At 71.8% G+C, this 17634-nt stretch carries 18 protein-coding genes; 4 read left to right on the forward strand and 14 right to left on the reverse strand.

Annotation, left to right across the window (positions count from 1 at the left end; translation table 11 throughout):
* Positions 1-89 precede the first annotated feature (89 nt).
* Positions 90-512 (forward strand): SsgA family sporulation/cell division regulator, encoded by a 423-nt coding sequence (locus C7S10_RS12190; protein WP_108344718.1) that lies wholly within the window; start codon positions 90-92, stop codon positions 510-512.
* Position 513: 1 nt separating this feature from the next.
* On the opposite strand, the gene C7S10_RS12195 is transcribed toward C7S10_RS12190, so the two are convergent.
* Together C7S10_RS12195 and C7S10_RS12200 are read right to left on the reverse strand one after the other, a co-directional pair.
* Positions 514-2328 carry an ABC transporter ATP-binding protein gene (locus tag C7S10_RS12195; RefSeq protein ID WP_341476748.1) on the reverse strand — a complete coding sequence of 605 codons (1815 nt, stop codon included), beginning with the start codon at positions 2326-2328 and terminating at the stop codon, positions 514-516.
* Complete coding sequence (locus C7S10_RS12200; RefSeq protein ID WP_341476749.1) at positions 2325-4097, reverse strand: ABC transporter ATP-binding protein; 1773 nt, start codon at positions 4095-4097, stop codon at positions 2325-2327. The genes C7S10_RS12195 and C7S10_RS12200 overlap by 4 nt, the downstream gene beginning before the upstream one ends.
* Before the next feature lie 132 nt (positions 4098-4229).
* Here C7S10_RS12200 and C7S10_RS12205 point away from each other — a divergent pair, with 132 nt between their 5' ends.
* On the forward strand, positions 4230-4856 hold the full coding sequence (locus C7S10_RS12205; RefSeq protein WP_108344720.1) for a TIGR03085 family metal-binding protein: 627 nt from the start codon (positions 4230-4232) through the stop codon (positions 4854-4856).
* Between the two features lie 552 nt (positions 4857-5408).
* On the opposite strand, the gene C7S10_RS12210 is transcribed toward C7S10_RS12205, so the two are convergent.
* The 6 genes from C7S10_RS12210 to C7S10_RS12235 all read right to left on the reverse strand — a co-directional run bounded on the left by C7S10_RS12210 (position 5409) and on the right by C7S10_RS12235 (position 11284).
* Positions 5409-6125 carry an amino acid ABC transporter ATP-binding protein gene (locus C7S10_RS12210; RefSeq protein WP_108344981.1) on the reverse strand — a complete coding sequence of 239 codons (717 nt, stop codon included), beginning with the start codon at positions 6123-6125 and terminating at the stop codon, positions 5409-5411.
* A 29-nt stretch (positions 6126-6154) separates the two neighbouring features.
* The gene (locus C7S10_RS12215) at positions 6155-7021 is read right to left on the reverse strand and encodes an amino acid ABC transporter permease (protein WP_108344721.1); all 867 of its coding nucleotides are present in this window, start codon (positions 7019-7021) and stop codon (positions 6155-6157) included.
* Complete coding sequence (locus tag C7S10_RS12220) at positions 7021-7917, reverse strand: ABC transporter substrate-binding protein (RefSeq protein ID WP_108344722.1); 897 nt, start codon at positions 7915-7917, stop codon at positions 7021-7023. Before C7S10_RS12220 ends, C7S10_RS12215 begins: the two co-directional genes overlap by 1 nt.
* A gap of 44 nt (positions 7918-7961) precedes the next feature.
* Positions 7962-8720 (reverse strand): imidazole glycerol phosphate synthase subunit HisF, encoded by a 759-nt coding sequence (hisF, locus tag C7S10_RS12225; protein ID WP_108344723.1) that lies wholly within the window; start codon positions 8718-8720, stop codon positions 7962-7964.
* Positions 8717-9454, reverse strand: a complete 738-nt coding sequence (priA, locus tag C7S10_RS12230) for a bifunctional 1-(5-phosphoribosyl)-5-((5-phosphoribosylamino)methylideneamino)imidazole-4-carboxamide isomerase/phosphoribosylanthranilate isomerase PriA (RefSeq protein ID WP_108344724.1) — start codon at positions 9452-9454, stop codon at positions 8717-8719. The genes hisF and priA overlap by 4 nt, the downstream gene beginning before the upstream one ends.
* A gap of 105 nt (positions 9455-9559) precedes the next feature.
* Positions 9560-11284 (reverse strand): alkaline phosphatase family protein, encoded by a 1725-nt coding sequence (locus C7S10_RS12235; RefSeq protein ID WP_108344725.1) that lies wholly within the window; start codon positions 11282-11284, stop codon positions 9560-9562.
* Positions 11285-11418: 134 nt separating this feature from the next.
* On the opposite strand from C7S10_RS12235, the gene C7S10_RS12240 reads away from it, so the two are divergent.
* Positions 11419-11922: a polyketide cyclase gene (locus C7S10_RS12240; RefSeq protein ID WP_108344726.1), complete on the forward strand. Its 504-nt coding sequence runs from the start codon at positions 11419-11421 to the stop codon at positions 11920-11922.
* Here C7S10_RS12240 and C7S10_RS12245 read toward each other — a convergent pair.
* The 6 genes from C7S10_RS12245 to hisD form a co-directional block, all read right to left on the reverse strand.
* Positions 11919-12410, reverse strand: coding sequence for a hypothetical protein (locus C7S10_RS12245; RefSeq protein WP_108344727.1), 492 nt, complete (start codon positions 12408-12410; stop codon positions 11919-11921). The genes C7S10_RS12240 and C7S10_RS12245 overlap by 4 nt on opposite strands.
* Before the next feature lie 65 nt (positions 12411-12475).
* Positions 12476-13105: a hemerythrin domain-containing protein gene (locus C7S10_RS12250; protein ID WP_165807136.1), complete on the reverse strand. Its 630-nt coding sequence runs from the start codon at positions 13103-13105 to the stop codon at positions 12476-12478.
* A 70-nt stretch (positions 13106-13175) separates the two neighbouring features.
* A complete protein-coding gene (gene hisH / locus C7S10_RS12255; protein WP_108344729.1) occupies positions 13176-13817 on the reverse strand; it encodes an imidazole glycerol phosphate synthase subunit HisH in 642 nt (213 codons plus the stop codon).
* Positions 13814-14431 carry an imidazoleglycerol-phosphate dehydratase HisB gene (gene hisB / locus C7S10_RS12260; RefSeq protein WP_108344730.1) on the reverse strand — a complete coding sequence of 206 codons (618 nt, stop codon included), beginning with the start codon at positions 14429-14431 and terminating at the stop codon, positions 13814-13816. The genes hisH and hisB overlap by 4 nt, the downstream gene beginning before the upstream one ends.
* Positions 14428-15537, reverse strand: a complete 1110-nt coding sequence (locus C7S10_RS12265; RefSeq protein ID WP_108344731.1) for a histidinol-phosphate transaminase — start codon at positions 15535-15537, stop codon at positions 14428-14430. Before C7S10_RS12265 ends, hisB begins: the two co-directional genes overlap by 4 nt.
* On the reverse strand, positions 15534-16880 hold the full coding sequence (hisD, locus tag C7S10_RS12270; protein WP_243395339.1) for a histidinol dehydrogenase: 1347 nt from the start codon (positions 16878-16880) through the stop codon (positions 15534-15536). The genes C7S10_RS12265 and hisD overlap by 4 nt, the downstream gene beginning before the upstream one ends.
* An 84-nt stretch (positions 16881-16964) precedes the next feature.
* On the opposite strand from hisD, the gene C7S10_RS12275 reads away from it, so the two are divergent.
* Entirely contained in the window at positions 16965-17630 is a 666-nt protein-coding gene (locus tag C7S10_RS12275; RefSeq protein WP_108344982.1) for an LON peptidase substrate-binding domain-containing protein, read from the forward strand.
* Positions 17631-17634 lie beyond the last annotated feature (4 nt).

Raw genomic sequence — 17634 nt, forward strand, 5'->3', positions numbered from 1 at the left:
GGCCGTTGCCTTTGGGCCAGACTGCCGTTGAACAGACCAGCACCACCCGCCGCACCCCCCGGACCGGCACCTCCCGAAGGAGTCCCCCCATGAGCCAGCAGCCTGTCGTTGCCGACGTCGCCCGTGACGTGATGCTCGAGTGCCTCGACGAGAGTGGCAACAGCCACCGGATCGAGACCGTGCTGGGCTACCACCGTCCGGACCCCTTCGCCGTGTCGATGACCTTCCTCGCCGCCGACGAGCCCCTGACCTGGACGTTCGGTCGCGACCTGCTGCTCGCCGGCCTGCACGAGCCGGCCGGTGCCGGCGACGTGCACGTGGCGCCCGCGGTCGCCCACGACGGCAGGGCCGTCGTGCACGTCACCCTCAGCTCTCCCGACGGCGAGCTCCTGCTCGCGGCCGACGCCCACCAGGTCTCCGACTTCCTCGACGACACCCTGGCCCTCGTGCCCAGCGGCCTCGAGAGCGTCAACCTCGACGTCGACGACCTGATCGCCCAGCTGCTCGGCTGACCTACGCCGTCCCGTGCTGGGCGACCCACGACGCGTGGAGCCCGGCGTAGACGCTGCCTGACTCGGCGGCGAGCACGGCGTGCGGCCCCCGCTGCACCACCCGGCCGCGGTCCACGACCACGACCTCGTCGGCGTTCTCCGCGGTGGAGAGCCGGTGCGCGATCGTCACCGACGTCCGCGACTGCATCAGCCGCTCGAGGGCTCGCCCGATGCGCATCTCCAGCTGGGGGTCGACCGCACTGGTGGCCTCGTCGAGCACCAGCAGGTCGGGATCGGCGAGGTGCGCGCGCATCAGTGCCACCAGCTGGCGCTCGCCGGCCGACAGCGACTCGCCGCGCTGGCCGACCTTGGTGGCCAGACCGTGCGGCAGCCCGTCGAGCCAGTCACGCAGGCCCAGCTCGTCCGCGGAGGCGAGGATCTCGGCCTCGGACGCGTCGAGCTTGCCGTAGCGCACGTTGGCGGTGATCGTGTCGTCGAAGAGGAACCCCTCCTGCGGCACCAGCACGACGCTGCGGCGCAGCGAGTGCTGGGCGATGTCACGCACGTCGATCCCGTCGAGCAGCACCGCCCCGGTCCGGGGGTCCATCAGTCGGGTCAACAGCTTGGCGAACGTCGACTTGCCCGACCCGGTCTCCCCCACGATCGCGACGCGGGTGCCGGCGTCGATGTGCATCGAGACGTCGGACAGCACGTCGGGGCCGTCGGGATAGGCGAAGGTGACGTCCGCGAAGGTCACGTCCAGCGGGCCGCGCGGCAGCTCCTGCCCGTCCGGTCCGGGATCGACCAGGTCGGCCGGCGTCTCCAGGATGCCGATGACCCGGCGCCAGCTCACGATCGCGTTCTGCGCGTCGGTGAGGATCTGCGTGCCCATCTGCACCGGTCCCACGAAGAGGGTCACCAGGAACGCGAAGGCGAGCACGCGCCCCGCGGTCATGTCGGTGGTGAAGCCGAGCAGCACGCCGACGACCAGCACGCCGGCGTTGGCGAGCCCGGCGGAGATCCCGCCGAGCGAGAACGACACCACGGTGAACCGCTGCGCGCGCGTGCTGGCCGCCTTGAACTCGTCGATGGCGGAGTCGATGCGCTGCTGGGTGCGGTCCTCGACGGCGTACGAACGCACGACCGCCGCGCCGACGACCGGCTCGCTGATCGCGCCGAGCAGCACGCCGACCTGGTGGCGCACGACGCCGTAGGCCTGCGACAGCTTGCGCTGGAAGTAGCGGATCGAGAGGAACAGCGGGGCGAAGCACAGCCACACGACGAGGGCGAGCTGCCAGCTGTAGATCACCATGATCACGGTCGCCACCAGCATCTGGCCGACGCTGACGACGAAGATCAGCCCGCCGAAGACCAGGAACTGGCTGACCTGGTCGACGTCGCTGGTGACGCGCGAGACCAGCGCGCCACGGCGCTCGGTGTTCTGCGTCAGCAGCGGCAGGTCGTGGACGTGGCGGAACGCCTTGATCCGCAGCGTCGCCAACCCACGCTCGGAGGTCGAGAAGAGCCGTGAGGTCATGGCGTAGGACGCGACGCTGGTGACCGCGATCGCCACGGCTGCGGCGAGGCCGAGCCACACGACGTAGGACAGGCGAGGGCCGCCCGGGGCGTTGAGTCCCTGGTCCAGCGTCTGTTGTACGGCGATGGGCACGACGACCTGGCCGCAGGAGGCGAGCACCGCGAGCAGCAGCGTGGTGCCCAACCCGTCGCGCAGCTCGGGCGAGATGGCGACGCCGCGACGGATCGTGTCCATCGCGCCGATGTCCTCGCCGGAGTCCATCCGGGTGCCGCTCGTCGGCTCGGCGGTCGTGGTGCTCACTTCGACTCCTCGTGGGCGGCCTGCTCGTAGGCGTTGACCAGCCGGGCGTAGGCGGGACTGCGGTCGAGCAGCTCGGCGTGCGTGCCGCGGTCGGCGATGGCGCCGTCGTCGAGGTGGATCACCTCGTCCGCGAGGCCGATCGTGGCCTTGCGGTAGGCGACGACGACCAGCGTGGTGTCGCTCGAGCCTGCCCGCAGGCTGGCGAGGATGCGCGCCTCCACCTCCGGGTCGACCGCCGAGGTGGCGTCGTCGAGGATCAGCAGCCGCGGGCGGCGTACGAGCGCACGGGCCAGGGAGATGCGCTGCCGCTGGCCGCCGGACAGCGACGTCCCGCGCTCCCCCAGCCGGGTGCCGAGTCCGTCGCCGAGCGCGGCGACGAACCCGTCGGCCTGCGCGTCGCGCAGAGCCGCCCAGACCTGCTCGTCGGGGATGTCGGCGCCGAGGGTGACGTTGCCGCGGACGGTGTCGTCGAAGAGGAACGCGGTCTGCGGGACCAGCGCCACCGACTCGGCGAGCGCGCCGGGGGCGAGGTCGCGCAGGTCGATCCCGTCGATGGTGACCTGCCCGGCGTCGGGGTCGACGAGGCGGGTCATCAGGCTGGTCAGGGTGCTCTTGCCGGAGGCGGTCGCACCGACCACCGCCACGGTGCGGCCGGGCTCCACGTCGAAGCTGACCCCGGTCAGGAGGGGCGCGTCGGCGTCGTAGGCGTACTGCAGGCCGGCGACGTCGAGCCGGGCCCCGTGCTCGACGGCGGGGATGCGCCGATCGCCGTACTCCATCGAGCCGGTGGCCGCGAGGACGGCCTCGGTCCGCCGGAAGCCGACCACGCTGCGCGGGAACTCGCCCAGCAGCCAGCCGATCGCCCGGATCGGGAAGGACACGATCGTGAGGAGGTAGGCCACGGTCACCACGTCGCCGGGGTCGGTGGCGCCGGTGGTCACCCGCTCGACGCCGACGGCCAGCACGACGAGGACGCCGACGTTGGGCAGCGAGGCGAGCGTGGGGTCGAACGCCGCACGGATCCGGCCCGCCTTGATGTTGACGTCGCGCAGCTGGTCGGCCTTGGCGGCGAAGCGGGTCGTCTCCTCGGTCTCGCGCCCGAGCGTCTTGACGACCATGGCGCCGTCGAACGACTCGTGCGCGATCTCGCTGATCTCGGCGCGCAGGCCCTGGGCGCGCGTCATCAGCGGCGAGGCGAGCCGCTGGTAGGCCAGGTTGGCGATGACGACCGCGGGGAAGACGAGCAGCCCGACCAGCGCCATCACCACGTCGGCGAGCAGCATCTGGGCGACGGCGATCACCATCATCACGACCGTGCCGAGGGCCATCGGCAGCGGGGCGATCGGTCCCCATGCGGCCTCGACGTCGGAGTAGGCGTTGGAGAGGAGCTGTCCGGTCGGGTGCCGCTGGTGCCACTCCATCGGCAGCGCGAGGTACTGCCTCGTCACGGCCCGGCGCGTGTGGGCCTGCATGCGGTACTGCATGATCCCGGCGCCGAGACGGCGCGCCACGATGCCGACCGCGCGCAGGATTGCGACCCCGACGAAGAGCCCGAGCACCGCCCAGAGCAGTCCCGCGCCGATCTCGCCGTCCTCGAAGGCGGGGATGACGACGTGGTCGGTCGACCAGCCCAGCACCCACGCGTCGGCGACGGTGAGCACCGCGAAGAGCACCGACCCGAGGGTGGAGAGGGCAAAGATGCCCGGCTCCCGTCGGACGGCGTGGCCGAGCACGGCGAAGCCCTCGCGAGTGGTCGACCCCTGCAGCACTGCCTGATCGTCACTCACCCGTGGTTGCCCCGCTCCTCGTCGCTCGTCCGTGGTGCCCAACACCTCGACCATGCAGGTTATGCCTCGCCACCGACAGCCACGCAATCAAGAGCCGGCCGCTACGGTCTGACCATGACCTCCTTCGCCCGGCGTGAGCGGCTCGCCCTGGCCGACCTCGCGGAGCAGCTCGGACCGGACACGCCGACGCTGTGCGGCGACTGGACCACCCGCGACCTGCTCACCCACCTGGTCGTGCGGGAGGGCAGCCCCGTCGGGTCGCCCGGCATCAAGGTGCCCTTCCTGGCGGGCCTCACCGACCGGGAGATGGCCCGCGTCGCCGACTGGGACTGGTCCGACATCCTCGAGCGCGTACGCCGCCCGCCACTGTGGAGCCCGTCCGCGATCGGTCCCGTCGACTCGGTCGGCAACCTCGTCGAGATGTTCGTGCACCACGAGGACATCCGCCGCGGCTCGTCCGACTGGGAGTCGCGCGACTTGGACAAGGACGACGAGGACGCGCTGTGGCTGCCGCTGCGCACCCTCGGGCGGCTGATGGTCCGCAAGGCCGGCGTGCCGGTGACGCTCCAGCGCACCGACACCGGTTCGCGGGCGGTGCTGCGCCGCGGCCGTGGCGCGGTCGTCGCCGGGCTGCCGTCGGAGCTGGTGCTCTTCTGCTACGGCCGCGACCGGTCCCACGTCGAGCTGACCGGCGACGACGGGGCGATCACCGCGCTGCGCGCCTCCGAGCGCGGGCTCTAGCAGGCTCTAGCCTGCACGACCGACGGACCGAACGCGTCCACATGAGACGCGCACAGGCGCACCACGCGACGTACGACGACCGTTCCGTCCGTTCGTCGGGTGAGGGGTGATGCCCCGCGCCGGAGCCGAGCAGCCCGGTGGCGGTGTGTGAGCCACCTTCTCGACCGGCCAACTGTGGTTGATGCACCGGCATCCCACGTGTCTGGGGAGACACGCGCCCCGGCGGTGTGTGAGCCACCTTCTCGACCGGCCAACTGTGGTTGATGCACCGGCATCCCACGTGTCTGGGGAGACACGCGCCCCGGCGGTGTGTGAGCCACCTTCTCGACCGGCCAACTGTGGTTGATGCACCGGCATCCCACGTGTCTGGGGAGACACGCGCCCCGGCGGTGTGTGAGCCACCTTCTCGACCGGCCAACTGTGGTTGATGCACCGGCATCCCACGTGTCTGGGGAGACACGCGCCCCGGCGGTGTGTGAGCCACCTTCTCGACCGGCCAACTGTGGTTCACGCACCGGCACCCACGTGTCTGGGGAGACGCGGTTCCCGGCGCTAGGCGCGGATCCGCGACAGGAACGCGCGCGTGCGCTCCTGCTGCGGGTCGCCGATGACCTGGGCCGGCGTGCCGGTCTCGTGCACGACGCCGTCGTGCAGGAAGCAGACGGTGTCGGCGACGTCGCGGGCGAAGCCCATCTCGTGGGTGTTGAGCACCATCGTCACGCCCTCCGACTTCAGGTCGGAGAGCAGGTCGAGCACCTCGCCGACCAGCTCGGGGTCGAGGGCCGAGGTCACCTCGTCGAGCAGCATCAGCCGTGGGTTGGCCACGAGCGCGCGAGCGATGGCGACGCGCTGCTGCTGCCCGCCCGACAGGTCGTCGGGACGTGCCTTCGACTTCTCGGCCAGGCCGACCCGGTCCAGCATCGCCAGCCCTCGCTGGTCGGCTTCGGCCGACGAGACGCCGTGCACCTTGCGCAGGGCCAGCGTCACGTTGCCGAGCACGCTCAGGTGCGGGAACAGGTTGTAGGACTGGAACACGAGTCCCATCCGCGAACGCACCTCGTCGCCGTTCACCCGCGGGTCCGTGATGTCCTCGCCCTCGAAGGTGATGACGCCGTCGTCCACGGTCTCGAGCAGGTTGGCGCAGCGCAGCAGCGTCGACTTGCCCGACCCGGACGCACCGATCAGCACCACGCACTCGCCCCGGTCGACCGTCAGGTCGACACCGCTGAGCACCACGTTGGCGCCGAACGCCTTGCGGACGCCGGCCATCTCCAGGACCGTCTCGCTCGTCGGCTCGCTCACATCATCCCCCCGGCGCCGTGGAAGCCCTGCTTGCGGGCGAACCAGTCCGTCAGCCGCGCCATCGGCACGGTCAGGCAGATGAACAGGAAGCCGGCCACGACGTACGGCGTGTAGTTGAAGTCCTTCGCGGTCTCGATCTGCGCCGCGCGGATCGCGTCGATGACCGTGCCGAGCACGGCGATCAGGCCGGAGTCCTTCTGCAGCGAGACCAGGTCGTTCATCAGCGCAGGCAGCACCCGCCGCCACGCCTGCGGCAGCACCACGTGCCGCAGCGTCTGGGCGTAGGTCAGCCCGAGCGCGCGCCCGGCGAGCCGCTGCGAGGTGTGCACCGACTCGATGCCGGCGCGGAACACCTCGGCGACGTACGCCGAGTAGGACAGCACCAGGGACGCGCAGCCCCAGAACAGGGCGCTGCGCGGGAGACCGGACAGGTCGAGGGCCGGCCCGCCGAAGCCGAGCAGGAAGATCACGAGCAGCAGCGGGAGGCCACGGAACACGTCGACGTACATCGTGCCGATGAGCCGCAGCGGGAACGCGATCGGGCCGCGGGTCGTGCGCATCACCGCGATGGTCAGGCTGACGACGACGATGGCGACCGCCGAGATCACCATGATCTTGACGTTCATCCAGAGCCCGGCCAGCACCGCGGGGAACGAGTCGACCGCCTTTCCTGCGTCGAAGTACGTCTCGTGCACCCGCTCCCAGCCGGGCGAGCTGACCACGAGCCCACCCACCACGCCCAGCACGACCAGCGTGCTCGCCGCGGCGATCGCCGCGCTGCGCACTGTCTGGCGGCGCCGATAGCTCTCGCGCTCGAGCTGGACCGCGGACGGCCGCCAGCCGTCCACGGCCGATCTGCTCATCAGGAGAGCTCGGGAGCGCCCTGCTGCTCCAGCCACTCGGAGGCGATGTCGTCGAGGGTGCCGTCCTCGCGCAGCGTGTCGACGGCCTGGCTCACGCAGTCGGTCAGCGGGCTGTCCTTGTCGAGCACCGCACCGAACTGCTCGACGTCGCCGTCCGGCAGCGGCAGCTGGCCGACGATCGTGCCCTCGTCGAGCTGGACCGCTGTCATGTAGTAGGCCGTCGGCAGGTCGACGACGATGCCGTCGATCTGCCCGTTCTTGAGGGCCTGGACCGCCTGGTCGTTGGTGTCGAACGCGGCCGCCTGCTCGGAGGTGCCGATCTGGTCGGAGATCGCGGTGTAGCTGGTGGTGCCGACCTGCGCGCCGAGCCTGGCGTCGGCGAGGTCGGCCAGCGAGGTCGCACCGTCGATGGCGCTGCCCTTGTTGGTGATGACGGTCTGGCGCACGTCGTAGTAGCCGCTGGAGAAGTCGACGGCCTTGCGGCGCTGCTCGGTGATCGAGACCTGGTTGAGGTCGAGGTCGAACTTCTTCTCCCCCGGGCTGACCACCGCGTTGAACGGGACGGTGACCCAGGTGACCTCGTCGTCGGAGTAGCCGAGCTGCTCGGCGATCGCGTAGGCCACCGCGGACTCGTAGCCCTCACCGTTGGTCGGGTCGTCGTCGACGAACCACGGCGAGTAGGCCGGGGAGTCGGTGCCGATGGTCAGGGTGCCGGCGGTCAGGGTCTGGAGCCCGTCCTTGGCGCACGCGTCGGCGTCGGGCGTCGAGCTGCTCTCGTCGGCGGTGGTGCTGTCGACGGCGTCGTCGGCCTCGTCGCGCGGCGCGCCGCACGCGGTCAGTGCAAGGAGCAGGGCGAGCGGGACGGTGGCGGCGAGGGTGCGGGGGATCGTGCGCATGGGGGGGAATCGTAGGTCCCCTCAACCCACGGGTAGTACACATCTCAACGAACGGCGTGACCGGCGCGCGCCAGGCCGTCCTTGACCTCGCTGATCCGCAGGGTGCCGAAGTGGAAGACCGTGGCGGCGAGCACCGCGTCCGCACCGGCGTCGACGGCCTGGGCGAAGTGCTCGACCGACCCGGCACCGCCGCTGGCGATGACGGGGATGGTCACCTCGCGGCGTACGGCGCGGATCAGCTCGAGGTCGAAGCCGTCCTGCGTCCCGTCGGCATCCATCGCGTTGAGCAGGATCTCGCCGGCACCGAGCTCGGCGGCGCGCGCCGCCCACTCGATCGCATCGAGGCCGGCGCTCTTGCGGCCGCCGTGGGTGGTGACCTCGAACCCGGACCCGGTGTCGGCTCGGCGCGCGTCGACCGAGAGGACGAGGACCTGGTTGCCGAAGCGGTCGGCGACCTCGGCGATGAGCTCGGGGCGGTGGATCGCGGCGGTGTTCATCGCCACCTTGTCGGCCCCGGCGCGCAGCAGCCGGTCGACGTCCTCGACGCTGCCGACTCCCCCGCCGACGGTCAGCGGGATGAAGACCTCCTCGGCGCAGCGGGAGACGACCTCCATCGTCGTCGCGCGCCCCTCGTGTGAGGCCGAGATGTCGAGGAAGGTCAACTCGTCGGCGCCCTCCGCGTCGTAGGTGCGGGCCAGCTCGACCGGGTCGCCGGCGTCGCGCAGCTCGGTGAAGTTGATGCCCTTGACGACCCGCCCGCCGTCGACGTCGAGGCACGGGATCACCCGGACGGCGAGGCTCATGGCGTCACGCCCTTCGTGAGCGCCAGCGCGTCCTCGAGGGTGAAGCGGCCCTCGTAGAGCGCGGTCCCGGCGATGGCGCCCTCCACGCCGATCGGGACGAGGCCCATCAGCGCCTCGATGTCGGCCAGCGTCGTGACTCCGCCGCTGGCCACGACCGGTCGGTCCGTCGCCGCGCAGACGTCGCCGAGGAGCTGGAGGTTGGGGCCTTGGAGCATGCCGTCCTTGTCGACGTCCGTGACGACGTACCGGGCACAGCCCTCGCCGTCGAGACGGGCGAGCACCTCGTAGAGGTCGCCGCCGTCGCGGGTCCAGCCCCGCGCCGACAGGGTGCGGCCACGGACGTCGAGGGCGACGGCCACGCGATCGCCGTACGTCGCGATCGCGCGTGCGCACCACTCGGGGTGCTCGAGCGCGGCGGTGCCGATGTTGACGCGGCGCGCGCCGGTGGCCATCGCCGCCTCGAGCGACTCGTCGTCGCGGATGCCGCCGCTCATCTCGACGTGGATGTCCAGGGTGCCGACGATCTGCGCCTGGAGCTCGCGGTTGGTGCCGTGGCCGAAGGCGCCGTCGAGGTCGACGAGATGGAGCCACTCCGCGCCCGCCTCCTGCCAGCGCAGCGCCGCCTCGACCGGGTCGCCGAAGCGCTTCTCCGAGCCGTCGACGCCCTGGACGAGCTGGACGGCCTGGCCGCCCTTGATGTCCACGGCAGGCAGCAGCTCGAGGTAGTCGCTCATGCCCGTGATCCTAGGAGCCGGGCGGTCCCCACCCGGCGGGACGGCACCGGCGCGAGACACTGCAGAGACATGCATCGCGCCGGCCGCCCGCCACTGCGTGACGTTCTAGTGGCCGTGCCTCCTGCGCATCGGCAGGTCGTAGGCGATGCCGTCCATGGGGTACGTCGCACTGATGCCCATCGCCCGCAGGATGGTCGGCATGATGTCGACCGAGCGGACCTCGGACCGCAGGTCGTGGCTGGAGACGCCGCCCCCGGCGAACACGATCGGGATCTGCTGGGCGGCCCGCTGGATGCCGCCGTGGTCGCCGGCGACGGAGTAGGTCGTGTCGTCGGGCAGCGTGGCGATCAGGTCCGGGCCGTAGTCGGCCGCCTCGGTGTCGACCAGCTCCTGCGCCTTGCGCACGAACCACGACCGCTCACCACCGGAGCGCATCCGGTCCCATCGCACCGGCGAGACCCGGTCGAAGTGGTCGCCGTCCCGACGCCACACGGCGGTCACCGCCTCCATCGTCGCCATGGCCGCCGCGGCATCGTCGACCTCGGCCGGCGACTGGTCCTTGAGCCACACCCGGAGCATCGAGTCGCTGTAGGACAGCCCGACGTTGCCGGTCGCGACCAGGGGCGCCAGCGCGTCCTGCGGCTGGGTGTAGGCCGTGTCGTTCTCGGGGTCGCCGTAGTACCAGTTGTTGTAGCCGTAGTCGCGGGTGGCGACGGACTTGCCGTAGAAGTGGGTGCCGGCGACCGACCCGTGGTCGGCGGTCAGCACGACCAGGGTGTCGTCGATCTCGCCCTGGGCCTCGAGCTCGGCCATGATCTTGCCGACCTGGCGGTCCGCCTCCGCGGTGGCGGCGGCCATGTGCGTCATCGGGTCACCGTCGGTGCCGGTCGGGCCCGGGTCCGTCACGCCGCCCCACATGTGCGCCGCCTTGTCGACGCCGGGCAGAGTCACGAAGATGCCGTTCCAGCTGGCTTCGTTGCGCATCACCTCGACGGCAGCGTCGGCGGCCCACACGTCGCCGCCGGGGTGGGCCGGGTCCTTGCCCGTGACGTAGCGGTCGCTGTCGAGCGGGTAGAGGATCGCGGGCAGCTTCGCGGTGTCGTAGGCGTACGTCGGGTAGCCGCTGTGCACCCAGAAGCGGCTGCACGGCTCACCGAGGATGTAGGACGGCACGTTGATCCCGACCGGCTTGCGCCACGAGCCGCCCGTCGTGCACTCCGGGCCGCTGCCGAACGTGATGAGCGAGTCGGAGCCCGCGCCGCCGAACGCGTAGGCGGCATAGCCCTTGGGGCTGATGGTGAAGGTCTTCGCCGTCGGGTCGGCGGCCGCGAGGTAGTCGGCGAGCTTCGGGTAGCCGGCCGCCTGCTGGAGCTTGAAGAGGTCGGTGGTGGCGTTGCTGGTGATGTAGAGCTGGTCGGGGTTGAGCGGCTCGGGATCGCCGAGGATGCCGTCGACGTCGCGGTAGCCCTCGTCGGTCCATCCCATGTGCTTGGGCAGCTGGCCCGAGGTGATGACGTTGTGGGTGACGACGGTGACCGACCCGGTGTGGCCCAGGTAGGCGCGCGGCGTGTCGACGCCGTCCTTCATCAGCGCCTCGATGTTGCGCATGTCGTAGCGGTCGACGATCTCCTTGCTCAGCGAGTCGACGACGATGATCACGACCTTCGTCGGCCGGTCGACCTGCCCGTGCCCGCCGTGACCGCCGTGCCCACCTGGTCCGTGGCCGCCTCCGCCACCACCCGCCGTCGCCTCCGACTGGGCGCCGAGGCCGGTGAGGACGAGCGCGGCGGCGGTCGCGACGGCGAGCATGCGGGCACGGATGTGGGCCATGGTGAGTCCCTCCCGGCGCGGCTGCACTGCCGCGAACCGTGCAGCGAACGTAAGCCGGGTGAAATGCCGCGGGCAATCCCCCGGGCGGGGTACGTCGCCGGATCGAGCGCGGCATCGCGTGGAAGGATCGGGACATGATGGGCGACCGCTGGGGAGTCACGCAGGACGAGACCCGCCGGCACTACCCGTGCGACGACCACGTCCGCGAGCCCGGGCTCCAGGCGTGGCGCGGGGTCACCGTCGACGCCGACCCCGCGACCGTGTGGGCGCGGTTGCGCCAGGTGCGCCTCGCGCCGTACTCCTACGACCTGGTCGACAACCTCGGTCGCCGCTCCCCGTCCGCGCGGGTCGACCTCCCAGAGCCACGCGTCGGCGACCCGTTCACCCGCGCCTTCGGCCGCGACCAGGGTCGGGTGGTGGAGGTCGAGCCCGGTGAGCACCTGACCGCGCGGATCATGGGCGCCCACATGTCGTACGTCGTCGTGCCAGCCGCCTCCGGCACGCGGCTGCTGCTCAAGGTGGTGGCGCGGGCCCGTCCGTGGGTCGCCCCGCTCGTCTCGGTCGGCGACCTGGTGATGGCCCGCAAGCAGCTGCTCCGGCTCGCCGAGCTGGCGGAGGCGGACCAGCGCGAGCGCTAGCGGGAGGTGAGCCGTCGGGGTCCCACGACCAGGTCCTCGACCTCGCGCGACCCCCTCGCGTTGGTGGTCACGCTGAGGTCGGTCATGGGCGTCCCGTCGAAGAGGCAGGAGCCCGGCACCGACAGGCGCACCGTGCTGGGCCGCCATGTGGCCCGCATGCCCGGGCACGCGACGGGCGTGCGCTCCACGGTGTTGAACCAGATCCACAGACGACGCACCGTGCGTCCGTCCTGGCGCCAGGTGCGGGCGACGACGTCGTAACCCTCCCAGAAGTGCGACGACCTCGCCGTCAGCACCACGCCCTCACGCCCCGTCTCCCCCAGGTCGGCCGTCACCACCAGTCGCTCGGGCGTGTAGTCCCAGGTGGCGGAGATCAGGTCGTACGCCGCGGGCAACCCGGCCGCGTCGGCGGTGCCGTCCGTCCTGGTGCGGGTGTCGGCCTGCGCCGGGCTCGCGACGACGCAGATCGCCAGTGCGGTCGCGGCCACCCAGATCCGTCTCATGCCTCTCGGACGAGGCGCGTGCGCGGAAGGTTGCCCGGAAGGTTGCGTCGTCACCGCCAGGTCGGGGCGATCTCGCGGGTGTACCTGCGCCCGAACACCTTGGTCACGATGCTCACCACGGGGCCGGGGATCGTCGCTCGGAGCGCGGCCAGCTCCTGCGGGCCGGCCCCGTCCTGCATCCAGGCGAGCGCGCTCCCGGCGTCGCGGATGGCCTGGGGGCGCATCCTCTTGGCTCGTGCCTTCCACTCCGGGTCGTCCTCCAGGCCAGCGATCAAGGGCTCGGCCTCGCGCTCCTCGTGGTCGAGGTGATTGTCGATCACCGTGCGAGCGCCGGCGATCACGTCGGCCGCCGCCTCTGCCGTGGCCCTGCTCGGGTCGGCCACGACCCCGTCGATCGCGCGGCTGGCCGACGTCAGCGCCTCCTTCATGGCGACGTGCTCGTCCTCCATCGCCGCCATCAGGGCCTCGTCCGCCCCACGCGAGAGCAGGAACGGCCACACGATGTCGTCCTCGGCCTCGTGGTGGTGGGTCAGCTCGCGCACCAGGTTGCGCCACGCCGTCTGGAGCTGACGAGCCCGGGGGCCGTCCCCGTCCGCCATGGAGCGCAGTGCCTGTTCGGTGCGGGCCACGTCGCGGCGTACGGCGGCGTGGATGATCTGGTTCATGCTCATCGTGGCCATGGCGGCAAGGTAGCCACGCCCGGGACGGATCCGCGACCCCATTTCGGGGGCAGTCAGGCTCAGAGCGAGCTCAGAGCGAGGCGACCCAGTTGCGCAGCAGGCGCGCGCCGGCGTCACCGGACTTCTCGGGGTGGAACTGCGTCGCCCACAGCGGCCCGTTCTCGACGGCCGCGACGAACCGGTCTCCCCCGTGCTCGGCCCATGTCACCAGCGGCGGTGTGGTGCGGTTGTTGGTGACGAGGTCCCAGGTGCGGGCGGCGTACGAGTGCACGAAGTAGAACCGCTCGTCCTCGACGCCGGCGAACAGCGACGACCCCTCGGGCACCTCGACGGTGTTCCAGCCCATGTGCGGGACGACCGCGGCCTCGAGGCGCGAGACCGTGCCGGGCCACTCGTCGCAGCCCTCGGTCTCGACGCCGTGCTCGACCCCGCGCTCGAAGAGGATCTGCATGCCGACGCAGATGCCCAGCACCGGTCGCCCGCCCGCGAGGCGACGACCGATGATGCGCTCGCCCTTGATGGCGCGCAGGCCCTCCATGCAGGCCGCGTAGGCCCCGACGCCGGGGACGATCAGGCCGTCGGCGTCGAGGGCGGTCTGGAAGTCCCCGCTGAGGACCACGCTCGCGCCCGCCCGCTCGGCGGCTCGCACCACCGAGCGGAGGTTGCCCGAGCCGTAGTCGAGGACGACGACGACGGGGTCGTGCGTGCTCAGAGCGTCCCCTTGGTGGACGGCACGCCCTGCTCGCGCGGGTCGAACGCGACCGCGTCGCGCAGCGCGCGTGCGAACGCCTTGAACTGCGCCTCGACGACGTGGTGCGGGTCGCGGCCACCGAGCACCCGCACGTGCAGGGCGAGGTGGGCGTGGAACGAGATCGTCTCGAAGACGTGGCGGGTCAGGGAGCCCTGGTAGGCCACGCCGTCGGCGCCACCGCCCCCGATGGCGACGTAGGCCTGGGCGTCGGGCTCGCCGGTGTGCACGCAGTAGGGGCGCCCCGACACGTCGACGACGGCCTGCACGAGCGCCTCGTCGAGCGGCACGGTGGCGTCGCCGAAGCGGCGGATGCCGGCCTTGTCACCGAGAGCCTCGCGCAGCGCCTGGCCGAGCACGATGGCGGTGTCCTCGACGGTGTGGTGGGCGTCGATGTGGGTGTCGCCGTCGGCGTGCACGGTGAGGTCCACCAGCGAGTGCCGCGAGAACGCGGTGAGCATGTGGTCGTAGAACCCGACGCCGGTCGAGATGTCGTTGCGCCCGGTGCCGTCGAGGTCGAGCTCGACCTTGATCTTCGACTCCGAGGTGGCCCGCTCGATGCTGGCGGTGCGGCTCATGGTGTGTCCCTCATCTGCTCGGTCTTCATCACGATGGTCAGTGCGTCCCGGAACGCGGTCATCTCGTCCGCGGTCCCGATCGAGACCCGCAGCCACCCGTCGGGACCGGTCTCGCGGATCAGCACGCCGTGCTCCAGCAGACCCTGCCAGACCGCGTGCCGGTCGGCGAACCTCCCGAACAGCACGAAGTTGGCGTCGCTGTCGGCGACCGTGAACCCCTGCTCGCGCAACCACGACACGGTGCGGTCGCGCTCGGCCCGCAGCTCGGCGACGTTGCCCAGCAGCTCGGGCGCGTGCCGCAGCGCCGCCGACGCCGTCGCCTGGGTGACGGCCGAGAGGTGGTAGGGCAGCCGCACCACACGGATCGCGTCGCAGATCGCGGGATCGGCGGCGAGGTAGCCCAGCCGCGCGCCGGCCAGCGCGAAGGCCTTGCTCATGGTCCGGGTGACCACCAGGTTGCGGTGCGCGCCGAGCAGCTCGAGCGCGCTGGGCGTGCCCGACCGGCGGAACTCGCCGTACGCCTCGTCCACGACGACCACTCCCTCGCCCGCGGCCTCGCAGAGCATGGTGACCGCCTCCGGCGGCAGCGCCGTGCCGGTCGGGTTGTTGGGCGACGGCAGGAGCACCACGCTCGGCCGGCGCTCCTCGACCAGCCTGCGGGCGGCGTCGAGGTCGAGCGAGAAGTCCTCGGCGCGGTGGCCGGTGACCCACTCGGTCATCGTGTTGCGGGCGTACTCGGGATACATCGAGTACGTCGGGGCGAAGCTGACCGCCGACCGTCCCGGGCCTCCGAAGGCCTGGAGCAGCTGGAGCATCACCTCGTTGGAGCCGTTGGCCGCCCACACCATCTCGGGCGTGATCCCGCTGCCGCCCGAGGTGTTGAGGTACGCCGCCAGGCCGCGCCGGAGGTCGGTGAACTCGCGGTCGGGGTAGCGGTTGAGGGTGGCCGCCGCCGTCGCGACCGCGGCCGCGACGTCGGCGACCGCCTCGGGCGAGGGGCCGTAGGGGTTCTCGTTGACGTTGAGCTGGACGGGGACGTCGAGCTGCGGGGCGCCGTACGGCTCGATCCCGCGCAGCTCCTCGCGGATCGGGGGGAACGACGTCACTGGAACCGCACCCTCACGGCGGCACCGTGTCCCGGCAGGTCCTCGGCCTCGGCCAGCGTCACGACGTGGTCGGCGACCTCGGCCAGCGCGTCGCGAGAGTAGTCGATGACGTGCACCGACCTCAGGAACGCCCGCACCGACAGCCCGCTGCTGTGGCACGCACACCCCGCGGTGGGCAGCACGTGGTTGGACCCGGCGCAGTAGTCACCGAGCGAGACCGGGGCGAAGGACCCGACGAAGATCGCGCCGGCGTTGCGCACCCGCGAAGCGACGTCGGTGGCGTCGCGGGTGTGGATCTCGAGGTGCTCGGCGGCGTAGGCGTTGACGACGTCGAGACCCTGCTGGACGTCGTCGACGAGCACGATCGCGGACTGCCGCCCGGTCAGGGCGGTCTGCACGCGCGCCGTGTGCCGGGTCGCGAAGACCTGCTTCTCCAGCTCCGCGTCGACGTCGTCGGCCAGGGCGAGGGAGTCGGTGACCAGCACCGAGGCGGCCATCGGGTCGTGCTCGGCCTGGCTGATCAGGTCGGCGGCGACGAAGGACGCGTCGGCCGAGTCGTCGGCCAGGATCGCGATCTCGGTCGGCCCGGCCTCCGAGTCGATGCCCACGACCCCGCGCAGGACGCGCTTGGCGGCCGCGACGTAGATGTTGCCCGGCCCGGTGACGAGGTCGACGGGGCGGCAGGGGCCGGCGCCGTACGCGAACATCGCGATCGCCTGGGCGCCGCCGACGGCGTAGACCTCGTCGATCCCGAGGAGGGCGCAGGCGGCCATGATCGTGGGCTCCGGCAGGCCGTCGGAGTTCTTCTGCGGCGGGCTGCTGAGCGCGATCGACCGCACGCCCGCCACCTGCGCGGGGACGACGTTCATCACGACGCTGGACACGAGCGGGGCGAGACCGCCGGGGACGTAGAGGCCGACCCGGTCGACCGGCACCTTGCGGTGCGTGACGGTCGCCCCGTCGCCGAGCGACGTGGTGACGTCGGACTCGAGCTCGGCCGCGCAGGTCGCCCGCAGGCGGCGGATCGACTCCTCGAGCCCCGCACGCACGGCCGGGTCGAGCTCGTCGAGCGCGCGCGCCAGCGCCTCGGGGGGCACGACGATGTCCTCACGCTCGACGCCGTCGAACTGCTGCGAGAACTCTCCGATCGCCTCCACGCCGCGGGTGCGGACGGCGTCGATGATCGGCTGCACGGCATGGGTCGCGGTCTCGACGTCGAACTCGGCCCGCGGCACCACGCTGCGGTAGTCGATGTTGCTCGTGCCCGAGTCACGGAGGTCGATCCGACGCACGCGCATCGGGATCCCGTCCGTCTCCTCGCTCGCTGCCCTGCTCGTTGCCATGGCTGAAGTCTAGGGAGTCGCGGCGCGCCGCCCGACGGTGCCGGCAGGCGGTGGACAGGCGGATGCACCGGTTAGGTTGTGGAGGTGAGCGACACGCTGCCGATGTTCCCCCTCAACACGGTCCTGTTCCCCGGCGTCACCATCCCCCTGCACGTCTTCGAGGACCGCTACCGCGCGCTCGTGCACCACCTGCTCAGCATCGAGGACCCGGCCGAGCGTCTCTTCGGCACGGTCGCCATCCGCGAGGGCTACGAGGTCGGCGACCACGGGGCCCAGTCGCTCTACCGCGTGGGGGTGAGGATGCAGCTGACGGAGGTCGAGAGCAACGAGGACGGCACGTTCGAGATCACCGCCACCGCCCGCGACCGGATCGTGCTGGACGGCCTCGAGACCTCCGGGGAGTTCGCGCAGGGCGAGATCACCGACTCCCCCGACGACCCGGTCGACGGCCCGACGGCCCTGCACGACCGCGCCCGCGCGACCTTCACGGCCTACCGCGCCGCGATCAGCGAGATCCAGGGCACGACCTTCTCGGGCAGCCTGCCGCGCGATCCCGGCTACCTCTCCTGGACCCTCGCCGCGCTGGCGCCGCTGCCGATGGCCGAGCGGCAGGCGCTGCTCGAGGCCGAGAGCCCCGAGGCCCGGCTCGAGCTGGTGACCACCCTGCTGCGCGAGGAGCTCCGCGCAATCAACGTCATCCCGTCGTTGCCCGCCACCGACGTGGCGCGCACCGCCTGGTCCCCCAACTGACGGA

Source organism: Nocardioides currus, assembly GCF_003057875.1.
Lineage (GTDB): Bacteria > Actinomycetota > Actinomycetes > Propionibacteriales > Nocardioidaceae > Nocardioides > Nocardioides currus.

Coding starts and splice junctions, on each gene's coding strand:
- C7S10_RS12190 (WP_108344718.1), top strand. CDS start 90: ATGAGCCAGCAGCCTGTCGTTGCCGACGTCGCCCGTGACGTGATGCTC.
- C7S10_RS12205 (WP_108344720.1), top strand. CDS start 4,230: ATGACCTCCTTCGCCCGGCGTGAGCGGCTCGCCCTGGCCGACCTCGCG.
- C7S10_RS12210 (WP_108344981.1), bottom strand. CDS start 6,125: ATGGCCGGCGTCCGCAAGGCGTTCGGCGCCAACGTGGTGCTCAGCGGT.
- C7S10_RS12215 (WP_108344721.1), bottom strand. CDS start 7,021: ATGAGCAGATCGGCCGTGGACGGCTGGCGGCCGTCCGCGGTCCAGCTC.
- C7S10_RS12220 (WP_108344722.1), bottom strand. CDS start 7,917: ATGCGCACGATCCCCCGCACCCTCGCCGCCACCGTCCCGCTCGCCCTG.
- hisF (WP_108344723.1), bottom strand. CDS start 8,720: ATGAGCCTCGCCGTCCGGGTGATCCCGTGCCTCGACGTCGACGGCGGG.
- priA (WP_108344724.1), bottom strand. CDS start 9,454: ATGAGCGACTACCTCGAGCTGCTGCCTGCCGTGGACATCAAGGGCGGC.
- C7S10_RS12235 (WP_108344725.1), bottom strand. CDS start 11,284: ATGGCCCACATCCGTGCCCGCATGCTCGCCGTCGCGACCGCCGCCGCG.
- C7S10_RS12240 (WP_108344726.1), top strand. CDS start 11,419: ATGATGGGCGACCGCTGGGGAGTCACGCAGGACGAGACCCGCCGGCAC.
- C7S10_RS12250 (WP_165807136.1), bottom strand. CDS start 13,105: ATGGCCACGATGAGCATGAACCAGATCATCCACGCCGCCGTACGCCGC.
- hisB (WP_108344730.1), bottom strand. CDS start 14,431: ATGAGCCGCACCGCCAGCATCGAGCGGGCCACCTCGGAGTCGAAGATC.
- hisD (WP_243395339.1), bottom strand. CDS start 16,880: ATGGCAACGAGCAGGGCAGCGAGCGAGGAGACGGACGGGATCCCGATG.